The following is a 13,202-nucleotide window of genomic DNA, read 5'->3' on the forward strand; positions in this document are numbered from 1 at the left end:
TAGTGATTGTAGTCTTATTTAAAAACTGGTATATTTAAACTGGTATTTTAACAAATCATATCGTTCGAGGAAGCGATAAGCGTTGTTTACTGCAGCCGTTTATGCTCTTTTTGCACGATTGAAAGGGGTTGATCCGATGCATCATCTCGTTATATTGGGTGGTGGCTACGGAGGGCTTCGCGTCATCCAGAGACTATTGGCTGACAAAGAAATAGAGGATTTCAAAATCACTCTGGTGGAACGGGAAGCTTATCATAGTTTAAAGACAGAATTTTACGCTCTTGCAGCAGGAACCGTAGCAGACCGCCATCTGCGGATTCCATTTCCAGACGACAGCCGTCTGAATCTCGTATGTGACACTATTAAAGACATCCATCTCGACGAGAAGGAAGTTACCTTAAAATCCGGGAACTCTCTTACTTACGATGATCTCCTCATTGGTCTCGGTTGTGAAGACAAACATCACGGTGTCCCCGGAGCCGAAGAAAAAACTCTCAGTATTCAAAGCATGCGCCGGGCGCGTAAAACCAACTCCATCATTCAAAATGTTCCCCATGGGGGAAAAATCGCCATCGTCGGCGGCGGTCTCAGCGGAGTGGAAACGGCCAGTGAACTCCGGGAAAGCCGTGAAGATCTCAACATCCGCTTATATGACCGCGGTGATAATATTTTATCGATGTTCCCTCCAAAGCTTTATAACTATGTAACAGACTGGTTTATTGAAAATAATGTGACGATCATCAACCGTGCCAACATTACGAAAGTGGATTGGAAAACGCTTTATAACCACGAGGAGCCGGAAGAGTTTGATGCGATTATCTGGACAGCAGGAGTTCAGCCGAATAAGCTGGTACGCAGCCTCGCCGAAAAGCACGGCTTTGAAACGGACAGAATGGGCCGTGTAGAAACGACTAAATATCACCATCTTCCGGATTATGAAAACGTTTTTTTAGTTGGAGACTGCGCAGCTTCCGAACACGCTCCGAGTGCTCAGCTCGCGGAAGCACAAGGAGATAATATTGCTCTCCTCCTCAGTAAAAAATGGCGTGGAGAAAAATATCCGGAAAAAATGCCGAAAATGAAATTAAAAGGTGTGCTTGGTTCTCTCGGTAAAAAACACGGATTTGGACTTATGGGAGAAAGACAGCTTACCGGACGGGTCCCCCGCGTGTTGAAATCCGGGGTTCTCTGGATGTACAAGCACCATTCGGGATAAAGACTTTCACCTTACAGAACCGCCCTGCATGGAAACAGGACGGTTCTTTTAGTTTGTGCTGTGAACTTCTTCAATCTGCTCATATACTTTCGGGAGACGAGGATCGCCTTCTGCAACTACTTTCCCCTCCAGTACTACAAGCGGATAAAAATATTCGTCCTCCAGTATTTTCTCGGCAAACATCTTTTCTTCTTCTGTCTGCGGAGATTCAATGTCACAGTACACAAATTCAATCGGATAATGCGGATATTTTCTTGAAACAGCGGCCTCAAGCCATTCTTTTGTTTCCAGGGCGCTCGGCAGATGAATGCAGCTGGCGCATTTTTGTTCAGCTCCGTAAACAGTTATTTTCATTCCTTCCCCCTCCTTTTACGGCTAATTTTAGCATGAACAGAAGTTAAGCTGAATAAATTAAGTCTCATACGTGGATTTTTCTTTCCATCAATATTATAATGGAGAGCAAAGGAAAGGAGTGTATGTGTAATGACAACAGAAACAATGGAATCACAAGTGCAGGAAGTTCTTGATAAATTGCGTCCCTTCCTTCTTCGAGACGGGGGCGACGTTGAACTCGTAGATATTGAAGAAGGTGTCGTCAAAGTACGTCTCATGGGGGCCTGCGGTTCCTGCCCAAGTTCAACTATTACTCTTAAAGCCGGTATCGAGCGTGCCCTTCTTGAAGAAGTGCCTGGATTCACGGAATTAGAGCAGGTATTTTAAATAACCATTCAAAAAAAACTCCGGCCTTTGCGCCGGAGTTTTTTTATTTGAACTCGGTTTATGCCGGGAGTTGTTTTACAAGCGTTCTCTCTCCTAATCTCCTAGGCTGCCTTGAAAATAAAGTAGTTAAGTGATGAACGTGCGCTTTCGTTTCCATGGGGACGCTTTCCGGGCGGGCCGAAGCGGAGCTTTATTTATTTATCAACAACAGCTTTAACAGAGCCATCTCCTAAGTAAGCCTTTCATTTTGAAAGATCCTCCTACTGCTTTACAGGGGTGGCAGCCTCTTTCCCTTGAAGGACTAAAGCAATATTTTCTGCTGCCAGGGAAACCATTTTCTTTCTAGTCGCTGTAGTGGCACTGCCGATATGAGGAAGGGCCGTAACCTGCGGAAACTGCAGAAGCGGGTGATTCGCTCCAATCGGTTCTTGTTCGTAAACATCAAGACCTGCTCCCGCTATTTCCTTTCTTTCCAAAGCGTCGATTAAGTCCTCTTCGTTCACTACCGGCCCACGGGATACATTTATAAGGAAAGCGGAGGATTTCATATACTGAAATGCTTTTTTATCAATCATTCCTTTTGTTTCGTCAGTCAGTGGAGCTACTATGCAGACAAAATCAGCATGTCTGAGCAGCTCTTCTTTCGATGCATAAACCGCACCCAGATCTCTCTCCGCTTCATCTGCGCGGGAGCGGTTATGATAAAGAATGTTCATATCAAATCCTTTCGAACGTTTTGCAATAGCAGCGCCGATTCTGCCCATTCCAATTATTCCGAGTGTCTTTCCATGTACATCACTTCCTGCTAATAAAAAGGGGGACCATTGATGCCATTCATCGTTTTTAATATATTCTGCCGCTTCCGGAATTCTTCTTGCAGAAGCCATCAGGAGCGCAAATCCAAGGTCTGCCGTTGCTTCAGTAAGAACATCCGGCGTATTACAGATAATAATTCCACGCTTTGATGCTTCTTTTGTGTCTATATTATCAAAACCTACAGCGAGGTTCGCTGCTACTTTTAACCGTGGTGCCCTTTCCATCAGTTCTTCATCTACCTGATCGGTCAGCATCGTTAACAGCCCTTCAGCTTCTGCCGCTTTTTCTAGCAGTGTTTCTCTTGGGACCGGTTCATCTGTATAAGGCCAGCATTCCACTTCTGCCTGTTCACGCAGTGGCTTCAGCACATCGTCCGGCAGTTGTCTCGTTACATAAACAAATGGTTTCGACATGTTATCTCTCCTTTACTTTTTGGCTGCCTTGAAAATACAGCAGTTAAGTGATGAACGTGCGTTTTCGTTTCTATGGGGACGCTTCCCAGACGGGGTGATTCAATCAATTTCTCTCACAGGCCGCTTTCCGTTCCACTTTTATAATTGATCGAAAAGACGATCTGCTTTTCATGAACGAGCTTTTGATTCCGTAAATCTCAGCGTCAAAGTGTTTTTTGAAACGACTTTTAAAAAAGCAGAAATTCAACCCGGAATTCAGGGCGTGATTGCTGAAGGTACTCTAAAAAATACCAGCCACTAACAAAACCCATTCCTAAAGAGTCCATTCGTCGAGACTGTCTACTGTCCATACTGGCTGTTCTTTTTTGACGGCTGTTTCTTCTTTTGTAGAAACGCCTGTAAAAACCATAAGCGTATCGATTCCTGCACGGATGCCTGCGAGAATATCGGTGTCATAATTATCTCCTATCATGAGAGTCTCTGCTTTTTCGGTACCGAGTACCTCCATCGCCTGATTCATAATCACTGCTTCCGGTTTCCCGATAAACAACGGATCAACACCGGTCGAGACCTGGACGACCGAAGTCAGCGATCCATTACCCGGAAGCATTCCCCGTTCAGTCGGAATCGCTTTATCTCCGTTTGTAGAAAGAAAAACAGCTCCTTCTCTCACAAAGAGACAGGCTTCAGCCAATTTTTCATAGGTAATGCCACGGTCGATGCCCATCACCACGACATCCGCTTTGTCATCCGAGATAATGAGACCTTCCGCTTCCACCGCATCACGGATCCCTTCTTCTCCTACAACATAAACGGGTACCTTTCCGTACGTCTGTTTTATGTAGCGGGCTGTGGCCATACTAGTTGTCATGACGTTTTTTTCAGCCGCCGGTATACCCATCCCCTGCAGTTTCTCCGCGACCTGGTCCGGGCGTCTTGAAGAATTGTTGGTCACAAAAACGTAGGGAATATTTTTTTGACGCAGACGTTCAACGAGACGCACCCCTGCATCAATAACTTCTTTTCCTCTGTACATCGTTCCATCTAAATCAAGAAGATATCCTTTATACTGTTTCAAACCTACTCCTCCTCCGGCAGAAAAGCAGAGACCGGGCCGAGCTCATTTATTAAATACGCTCTGACTCTTTCCGGAAAATGCGTAAAAGCCTCTTTGTTATCGTTAAATGAAGTAATCATCTCCTGCCTGTCGTAGCTGGTATAGTCCTGAAGCAATGTTTTTCGCCACGGCAGAAGCTGCTCCACCTGCCTGCCTTCCTCTTTCGAAATCACACGTTCGTCGACGAGAATCGCAGCAATATCCTCAAAGCTTCCAGGGTCCCTCATAATAAATCCATCAATCATCTGATTACCAACATCCATCATCGACTCAATAATCATCTGACAGACTCTTTCCATCGCAAATACAGCTTTTTTATCCTCTTCCCTGGACGTCTGTTCAAAGACTTCTGTTAATTCTTCCATGTAGCGGAGCCGTGATGCAATTAATTTCCGGTCTACAAAGTACATAATAATTGCCCCTTCCGAATAGTATGTCACATTGAATCCGTTACCACTCAATATTCCTCATAAATATCTCATTAAGACATTCCTTTTCCGATTAATGTCTGATACTATAGTAAAGGATTTGGCGTACAACCCTTATTATACATGGATTAAAAAAAGATTTGGAGGAATTCAGATGGATCGTGAATTAGCACTTGAGGTAGGTCGTGTAACAGAGGCAGCCGCACTAGCTTCGGCTCAATGGATGGGAAGAGGTTTGAAAAATGAAGCAGATGACGCTGCCACTTCGGCAATGCGGACGATGTTTGATTCCGTAAATATGGCCGGTACCGTCGTTATTGGTGAAGGGGAACTCGACGAAGCACCCATGCTTTACATAGGAGAAAAATTGGGTACTGGAAACGGCCCGGAAGTAGATATAGCTGTCGATCCACTCGAAGGTACTAATATTGTAGCTAAAGGTCATCCAAACGCCATGGCGGTCATCGCAGTCGCCGACCGCGGTGCTCTGCTTCATGCCCCGGATATGTATATGGAAAAACTGGTCGTCGGACCGGAAGCTGCCGGCCTTGTCCGCCTGGACGATCCTGTCGAAAAAACCATCGATATTGTAGCGAAAATGAACGACAAACGTGTCCGCGACGTCACCGTTCTTATTCAGGAGCGGGAAAGACATAACAACCTTGTAAAACGCGTACAGCAGAAAGGTGCGCGCGTAAAGCTCTTCGGCGACGGGGATGTAGGCGCTTCTATCGCTGCAGTTATGCCCCGCACTGGTATGGATTTGTTTGTTGGAACCGGCGGAGCACCGGAAGGGGTTATTTCTGCCGCTGCCGTTAAAGCACTAGGCGGGGATATGCAGGCGCGTCTCGTTCCTTCCAACGCCGAAGAGGCTGCACGATGCCGGGATATGGGAATGGAACAGCCTGATAAGCTGCTTTTCCTTGATGATCTCGTACGCAGTGACGATGCCATTTTTGCAGCTACAGGGGTATCGACAGGAGAACTTCTCGAAGGGGTCCGTTTCCTCGGCAAAGACCTTGTTGAAACCGATACGGTTGTTATGCGCGCTAAAACCGGGACAGTCCGTTTCATAAAAGCTCATCACCGTCTGAATCAGAAGCCTCACCTTATGGAAAAAGAATAAAAAACAGGCTCTCCTTTTCGATAATAAGAAAAGGCGGAGCCTGTTTTTATACTTCCTGAATTTCTTCTTCAGTTTCTGTCTCTACTTTTGGTTTTCTCACTTTTTTCACCACGAAATAAGCGCAGCCGAAATTACAGTATTCATACAAGTATTCATTCAGAAAACTGATTTTGGAATCGGCAGAGGATTTACGGTTATTCTCATCGTAAAACCCTTTCAGACGGAGCTGTTCATAGCCCCAGTCCCCGACGATATAATCGTATTTATTTAATATATCACTGTAACGTTCTTTGAAAGCTTCCTCAGACCATCCATCGTGGACATTTTCTACCATTTCATAGGTGTTACCCTGAACTTCAATCATTCTCTAACCACCTGCCTTCTTACTCTCTATCTTGCCGGATTACAGCCAAAATTTCAATTCCTTATTACATTATCTATCCAGCAGTCGAATAAAAAAAAGATCTCCTGCTTTATTTACAGTCATATAAAAAGAGCCTTGAAAAGAAATACTTTTCAGGCCCTCCCGATTTTAATCGTATCAGCTGTTTGCCTTGGCTGCGTTAACCTGTTCATCGGCATGATAGGAAGAACGGACAAGCGGTCCTGCCTCGCAGTGTTTAAAGCCTTTGGAAAGAGCAATCTCTTTCAGCTCAGCAAACTCTTCAGGTGTCCAGTATTTTTTGATCTTGAGATGGGACTTAGATGGCTGCAGGTACTGGCCGATGGTCATGATGTCAACGTCCGCTTCACGAAGATCGTCCATTAATTCCAAGATCTCTTCTTTTGTTTCACCGAGACCTATCATCAGGCTCGATTTCGTAGGAATAGTCGGGTTAAGCTGTTTCGAAATACGCAGGACATTAAGTGTGCGGTCGTATTTCGCGCGCGCACGGACTCTTGGAGTCAGCCTGCGGATCGTTTCAATATTATGATTAAAAATATCCGGCTTTGCATCAATCAGAGTTTTCACGTTTTCCTCTTTGCCGCCCATGTCGGAAGGCAGCACTTCGATACTCGTTCCCGGATTCAGCTTCCGCACCTGTCTGACAGTTTCAGCAAACACAGCTGCACCGCCGTCCCGGAGGTCATCTCTCGCTACCGCCGTAATAACTACGTGTTTCAAACCCATGACCTGTACAGACTCGGCAAGGCGCTCCGGCTCATCCCAGTCAAGTTCATTCGGAAGCCCTGTTTTAACAGCACAGAACCGACAGGCACGGGTGCATACATCACCCAAAATCATAAAGGTGGCCGTTTTTCTTTCCGCCCAGCACTCATGAATGTTCGGACATTTCGCTTCTTCACAGACGGTATGCAGACGCTTCTCCCGCATCAGTTTTTTCAAATCTTTATATGACTCATTTGTATTGAGCTTGATTTTCAACCATTCCGGCTTACGAAGGTATTCTTCCTGCTTCGCCACGAAAGCTCACACCCCTTTTTTAGACTATTGAAATTATGTACGTTTCCGATTCTAACTTTATCACAATTTGTTATCAGACTCAAAGCCTTCAGCCTGAATCCAACGTATACTACAGAAGCAGCGGTGACGATTAACTATCCCGTTAGAAGTCTGCTCTTTCTTTTTATTTTCTGGATTAAAAAAGCTGTGTTAAAGTCTGTTAACAGAGGCACTCATGCAAAACCTTGCACCATGCGGTATGAAAATGGCTTTCTACAGGAAGCGAACATCCCTTTATACAGGTGGAATGAATGATGGTCAAAAGAGATTTTCTTTATTAGAAGACAGATCCTCCTCCGTATTTTTACCGGGAGCTGGAGGGCACATGGGGCGACTCCTGGGCGATGAAGGACGAGCCCACTCCGTTCGACGGAAGGGAGGACGGAATTAGCTGAGGCCGGCCCGGAGCGTCTCCATGGAAACGAAAGCGCACGTTCACCGCTTATCTACTTTATTTTCAAGGCAGCCTAAAAAACACTGGATCCCGGTAATAAATCTGCGCCTTTTAATCTTTCAAAATTACCCGTGAAAAACCACCTGCTCCACCTTCCGGCATGTAAAAGCGGCCTGACAATTTATGTCAGGCCGCTTCACGATTATAAGAAGCCGTTTTATTACAGCTTCGTTTCCTCTGAACATAAAATCATGCTCTTAACCGAAAATATTTTGAAATAAAATCCAGATAATGCCTAACGGAGCAACAATTCTCAGCATCCAGATCCAGAGGATCCCAATACCAGAATCCGTTAGACCCGTTTCCTTAAGTGCGTCTACTTTATTCCATCCCCATCCGACAAATAAAGCGACAATCAGTCCGCCTAAAGGCAGCGTGTACTGATCTGTTATCATATCGATAAAATCAAGAAACGGAAGTCCCGCAATCTGCATCGTCAGCGGACCGCCCTGACTGAGCGCAGAAGGAATCCCAAGCAGTGTTACTGCGAGCCCTGCAAGAAGAGTTGCTTTGCGGCGGTGCCAGTTCAGCTGACGCATTACGTAGGACACACTTACTTCAAGCAGAGAAATTGCCGAAGACAGTGCAGCAATGAAAACAAGGAAGAAGAAGAATATAGCGAATACCGTTCCTCCAGCCCCCATCTGGTTAAACACTTCCGGAAGCACGATGAAAATGAGTCCCGGACCTGCGTCCGGCTCGATGTTTGCGAAAGTGAATACTGCCGGGAATATAACAATACCTGCAATGATGGCAAACAGTGTATCCAATGTTACTACTCCACCTGCAGCACTTGTAAGTTTTGCATTTTTCGATAAATAACTACTGTAAGTAATCATTGCCCCCATACCGAGCGAGAGCGTGAAGAACGCCTGTCCGACAGCAGAAGCATATACGCTTGGATCAGTAAAGGCATTCCAGTCTGGAGTGAAAAGGAAAGCAAGTCCTTCCCCCGCTCCGTCCAGCGTTAAGCTGAACCCTGCAAGAAAGATAAGAATAATAGCCAGCAGCGGCATGAAAATTTTATTGGACAGCTCGATTCCCTGCTTTACACCGAAGAATACGATAGCAATAACAAATGCCATAAACAGTACCTGCCAGAAAATCGGACCGCCGACACCTCCGATAAAGTTCACAAAGTAGTCTGCATAGCCTCCTTCAGCTACGCTTCCTGCATCACCGGAAAGATAAGCGAAAATATAGTGGCCGACCCACCCGGCAATAACGCCGTAAAAAGAAAGAATTAAAAACGACGTGAGAACTCCGAGGATACCGCCGATCACCCACGGTTTTCCGGGAGCTATGTTATTAAAAGAACCGACAACATCCGACTGGCCTCTGCGACCGATAGAAAATTCCGCCATAAGTACAGGCAGACCGATAAGGAAAATACACAATACGTAAACAAGCAGGAAAGCGGCGCCCCCGCTTTCCCCTGCAACATAGGAAAAACGCCATATATTCCCAAGCCCTACGGCAGAACCTACCGCTGCAAGAATAAATCCGAGCCTTGAAGTAAATCTTTCTCTTGGTTTATTCAAATCCATGATCATTACCCCCCTCATTTGTCTTTCTAATTAATAGATTAAACATGATATAAGTATGAGAATCTACTGATTCCTCCTCCCTTTAATATTTCCTTATTTTTTCAAGTTCAGCCACTTTGCTATTTCATTATAATTATTATCCATTAAAAAGTCAAAGACTTTTCAGAATATTAATTTTAAGCAGAAAATTGTGTGTTTATGCACATTTACTCTATTTCTATAGCAGAACAAAGCATTTATTATTGTTGAAAAAAGTTCAAAAATACTTTCAGGTCATAATATATGCAGGCATGAGTAATGCTGGGTCTTTCGTATATTAAAAACCCTGCCGGAAAATTTCCGGCAGGGTACCTTATTTTTTATCCTTTTTGCAATACAGGTGCTGGTAGTTTCTGCGTGTAAATCCGCATTAAAAACAATATTACTGCCAGTACAATTATCCCTGTCAGCAGCCCAAGCAGCGTACTGCCCGTAAATCCAAGTGTAAGGAAGGAGGCAGTTGCTGTAATGCCTATCAGCACCGCGTAAGGGAGCTGAGTCAGCACGTGATCAATGTGATGACTGCCTGCCCCGGCGGAAGATAGAATGGTTGTATCGGAAATAGGAGAGCAGTGATCTCCAAAAATCGAACCTGCAAGTACCGCTGCCAGTACCGGCAGCATCATAGTAATATCTGTCGCTGCCGCAATATCTCCGGCAATTGGGAGCATGATAGCAAATGTACCCCAGGAGGTTCCTGTGCTGAACGCCATAAAGCCTGCGATCAGAAACAGGAGGGCCGGAAGAAGAGCTACAGGAATAAAGGTATCGACCTGGGCTGCAAGATACTCTCCCGTGCCGAGCCCATCAATGATTTCAATAATTGTCCATGCAAAAATCAAAATGTAAATAGCAGGAAGCATGGATTTAATTCCGGACCACAATCCAAAGCTTATATGCTTCACACTGACTTTTCGCATAAAGGAAAGGAGAAGGGCAGACGCAAAACTTATTAGTCCTCCGTAAAGAAGGGCGGCAGCTACATCTGTGTTTTCAAATGTAGCAAGCAGGGACGGCGCTCCCTCTGTTGCCTGAATACCAGTTACCACCATAAAGATGACAGTCGCTGCCACCAGTGTGAGGATAGGAATCAGCAGATCAGCCACTTTCCCTTCGGCCTGGGGACTTGCTTCTGTATTTTCGCCCGGGATCGCTCCTTTTGAACGGTCGACCAGTTCCCCGGTCTCAACCGCTCTTATTTCATGGTCTCTCATCGGGCCAACATCAAGCTTCCAGTAGGCGACAGCAAAAACGGCAATAATCGCGAAGACTGCATAAAAGTTCATTGGTGCAATCAGCAGGAATGCCTGCAGGGCTTCATACTGAACTACACCGTGTGTCGTCAGAATACCGCCGATAATTGCAATAATGTAGGCTCCCCAGCTGGAAACAGGTGAAATGACGCACATCGGCGCTGCCGTGGAATCGACCACATACGCTAATTTCGCACGGGAAATGCGGTGTCTGTCTGTCAGCGGACGACTGACATTACCAACGGTCAAACTGTTGAAATAATCGTCAATAAATATGATGACACCGAGAAAAGCTGCGGTAAACTGTGCTCCGATCCGTGTTTTCACACGTTTCATTGCCCACTCCCCGAATGCACGTCCACCGCCGGTGATGGTAATCAGTGCTGCGATCATTCCTAAAAGCAGCAGGAAAAGAATGATATAAAATTCCCACGTGTTTATTCCATCTTCCGTAATAAATATATTCGTAACAATATTGAGAATATCCATGACAGCCGCGTTTACAAACATATCCTCTGTCTGATGTATCATCAATGCACCAGTTAAAATACCCACTCCAAGTGAAAGCAGTACACGTTTTGTAATTAATACGAGTACGAGCGCCAGGACAGGAGGAAGCAGCGATAAAATTCCGTGATCCATTTTTCTTACTCCTCTCAAGATACTATTTTCCGTTCTGCAATTTGCCGTAAGAGATATTTCTACAGTCATGATGAAATATATTGATCCCTATTTCTCGATCTCTATGAGCATTCCTGTGCTTGCCATTAATGGTCTGCTGCGGGACTGTCTCTTTTGAAAAGCGGCTATTATACGGGGAACAGCGCAAAAAAAAGACAGGGAAGACCCTGCCTTTGTAAAGAAACAGATAATCCCTTCATGCCATGCCGGCAGCTCTCCGCAGATACGCGACAGTGCTTCACCTGTTCGATGAAGCCCCAGCTCCTGTAAGCAGACGAGCTTACAGGGCTTCGGCGATAACACCTTTCACGCATCGTCTCTGCCTCCGTCCGGCTCTGATACGTTAATGATTGTTCCCGCTCCTCTACCTCATTCAGTATGAGGTATTATCTTATATATTTTTTAACCTGATAAAATATATCACATCTTTTCAAGCGAATCAATATTCCTCTCTAAAATTTGAAAAACATGCGGATAGACATTTTTTTCGTCCACTGTTCCCGTTTCTGCCGATACTAAAGTCCATTCCGTTTCTATCAGTTCAGGAAAAAAGGTGTCTCCTTCAAAGTCGGCTTCAATTTTTGTTAAATAAATTCTTGTGGCATCCTTCATAAACTTCTCATAGAGAGAAGCTCCCCCCATGATGACGAGTTCCTCATCTTCCGTTTCCAACGCTCTAATTTCATCCGGATCATGATAAACCTCGATTCCTTCCGCTTTGAAATCAGGATTCGACGTGAGAACAATGTTTCTTCTCCCAGGAAGCGGCTTCCCGATCGACTCAAATGTTTTTCTGCCCATCACGATAGTTTTTCCATAAGTCGTAGCCTTGAAAAACTTCAGATCATTTGGAAGATGCCACGGCATGCCTCCGTCTTTACCAATGACTCTGCCCCGGTCCATCGCTGCGATCATAGAAATCATACAGATACCTTCCCTTTAATGGCAGGGTGAGGATCATAGCCTGTCAGTTCAAAATCTTCAAATCGGAAATCTTCTATCTTTTTCACATCCGGATTGAGCTTCATTTTTGGAAGAGGACGCGGTTCTCTTGTCAGCTGCAGTCTCACCTGTTCCAGATGATTGTTATAAATATGCACATCGCCAAAGGTATGCACGAAATCTCCCGGCTCCAAACCGCACTCCTGGGCAATCATCATCGTAAGCAGCGCATAGGAACCGATGTTAAACGGTACACCGAGAAACACATCCGCTGACCTCTGATAAAGCTGGCAGGAAAGTTTTCCGTCGGCAACATAAAACTGAAACAGACAGTGGCAGGGAGCCAGCGCCATTTCTTCAAGCTCGCCGACGTTCCATGCATTTACAATGAGTCTGCGGGAATTGGGATTTTCCTTAATCTCTTCGATGACTGTCCGGAGCTGGTCAATCGTTTCACCGGAAGGAGCCGGCCAGCTCCGCCACTGACGTCCGTATACCGGTCCAAGATCTCCATTTTCGTCCGCCCATTCGTTCCAAATACGAACACCGTTTTCCTGAAGATAACTGACATTCGTATCTCCTTTTATAAACCAGAGAAGTTCATGAATCATCGCTTTAACGGCCATTTTTTTCGTACTGACCAGAGGAAAGCCTTCCTGCAGGTCAAAACGCATCTGATAGCCGAACGTGCTGATCGTCCCTGTTCCCGTTCTGTCTCCTTTATTCGTTCCGTTATCGAGGATATGCCGGCAAAGGTCTAAATAAGCATGCATGTAATTCTCTCCTTTTAGAGGTTGTTTTAATTTTAGCTCTGTTAAAGCTTTAACAGAGCCTTAATTTTAAGCCACCTTGAAAATAAAGTATATAAGCGATGAAAATGCGCTTTCGTTTCCATGGGGACGCTTTTCGTCGGGCGGAGTGGGGCTCGTCCTGAATCGCCTCGGAGCTGCCCCATCTCCACTACAGCTTACGGTAAGAAATACAG

The 13,202-nt window shown here is 45.3% G+C and carries 13 protein-coding genes and 1 riboswitch; of the genes, 3 read left to right on the plus strand and 10 right to left on the minus strand.

The window, feature by feature from the left end:
• Positions 1-136 precede the first annotated feature (136 nt).
• Positions 137-1,216, plus strand: a complete 1,080-nt coding sequence (locus FTX54_RS13665; RefSeq protein WP_147804387.1) for an NAD(P)/FAD-dependent oxidoreductase — start codon at positions 137-139, stop codon at positions 1,214-1,216.
• 48 nt (positions 1,217-1,264) lie between these two features.
• Here FTX54_RS13665 and FTX54_RS13670 read toward each other — a convergent pair whose 3' ends face one another.
• Positions 1,265-1,570 carry a YuzD family protein gene (locus FTX54_RS13670; protein ID WP_147804291.1) on the minus strand — a complete coding sequence of 102 codons (306 nt, stop codon included), beginning with the start codon at positions 1,568-1,570 and terminating at the stop codon, positions 1,265-1,267.
• A gap of 129 nt (positions 1,571-1,699) precedes the next feature.
• Between FTX54_RS13670 and FTX54_RS13675 the strand changes: the two genes are divergently transcribed.
• Positions 1,700-1,936 (plus strand): NifU family protein, encoded by a 237-nt coding sequence (locus FTX54_RS13675; protein ID WP_026697596.1) that lies wholly within the window; start codon positions 1,700-1,702, stop codon positions 1,934-1,936.
• A 260-nt stretch (positions 1,937-2,196) separates the two neighbouring features.
• Here FTX54_RS13675 and FTX54_RS13680 read toward each other — a convergent pair whose 3' ends face one another.
• The 3 genes from FTX54_RS13680 to FTX54_RS13690 form a co-directional block, all read right to left on the minus strand.
• Positions 2,197-3,165, minus strand: a complete 969-nt coding sequence (locus FTX54_RS13680) for a 2-hydroxyacid dehydrogenase (RefSeq protein WP_147804292.1) — start codon at positions 3,163-3,165, stop codon at positions 2,197-2,199.
• A gap of 313 nt (positions 3,166-3,478) precedes the next feature.
• Positions 3,479-4,243, minus strand: a complete 765-nt coding sequence (locus tag FTX54_RS13685) for a TIGR01457 family HAD-type hydrolase (protein WP_147804293.1) — start codon at positions 4,241-4,243, stop codon at positions 3,479-3,481.
• 2 nt (positions 4,244-4,245) lie between these two features.
• Positions 4,246-4,743, minus strand: a complete 498-nt coding sequence (locus FTX54_RS13690) for a DUF86 domain-containing protein (protein ID WP_338484921.1) — start codon at positions 4,741-4,743, stop codon at positions 4,246-4,248.
• Positions 4,744-4,864: 121 nt separating this feature from the next.
• Between FTX54_RS13690 and glpX the strand changes: the two genes are divergently transcribed.
• Complete coding sequence (glpX, locus tag FTX54_RS13695) at positions 4,865-5,836, plus strand: class II fructose-bisphosphatase (RefSeq protein ID WP_147804295.1); 972 nt, start codon at positions 4,865-4,867, stop codon at positions 5,834-5,836.
• A 46-nt stretch (positions 5,837-5,882) separates the two neighbouring features.
• Here glpX and FTX54_RS13700 read toward each other — a convergent pair whose 3' ends face one another.
• From FTX54_RS13700 to FTX54_RS13725, 6 genes are all read right to left on the minus strand, one after another.
• Positions 5,883-6,200 (minus strand): YutD family protein, encoded by a 318-nt coding sequence (locus tag FTX54_RS13700; protein WP_147804296.1) that lies wholly within the window; start codon positions 6,198-6,200, stop codon positions 5,883-5,885.
• Between the two features lie 177 nt (positions 6,201-6,377).
• Positions 6,378-7,262: a lipoyl synthase gene (lipA, locus tag FTX54_RS13705; protein ID WP_147804297.1), complete on the minus strand. Its 885-nt coding sequence runs from the start codon at positions 7,260-7,262 to the stop codon at positions 6,378-6,380.
• A gap of 690 nt (positions 7,263-7,952) precedes the next feature.
• A complete protein-coding gene (locus FTX54_RS13710; RefSeq protein WP_147804298.1) occupies positions 7,953-9,302 on the minus strand; it encodes a sodium-dependent transporter in 1,350 nt (449 codons plus the stop codon).
• Between the two features lie 359 nt (positions 9,303-9,661).
• A complete protein-coding gene (locus tag FTX54_RS13715; protein WP_147804299.1) occupies positions 9,662-11,236 on the minus strand; it encodes a Na+/H+ antiporter NhaC family protein in 1,575 nt (524 codons plus the stop codon).
• Between the two features lie 241 nt (positions 11,237-11,477).
• A riboswitch (Lysine riboswitch) is annotated at positions 11,478-11,650 on the minus strand.
• Between the two features lie 45 nt (positions 11,651-11,695).
• Positions 11,696-12,199, minus strand: a complete 504-nt coding sequence (locus FTX54_RS13720) for a dihydrofolate reductase (protein ID WP_147804300.1) — start codon at positions 12,197-12,199, stop codon at positions 11,696-11,698.
• The gene (locus tag FTX54_RS13725; protein WP_147804301.1) at positions 12,196-12,990 is read right to left on the minus strand and encodes a thymidylate synthase; all 795 of its coding nucleotides are present in this window, start codon (positions 12,988-12,990) and stop codon (positions 12,196-12,198) included. The genes FTX54_RS13720 and FTX54_RS13725 overlap by 4 nt, the downstream gene beginning before the upstream one ends.
• Positions 12,991-13,202 lie beyond the last annotated feature (212 nt).

Source organism: Alkalicoccus halolimnae, from assembly GCF_008014775.2.
GTDB classification, from domain to species: Bacteria; Bacillota; Bacilli; order Bacillales; family Salisediminibacteriaceae; genus Alkalicoccus; species Alkalicoccus halolimnae.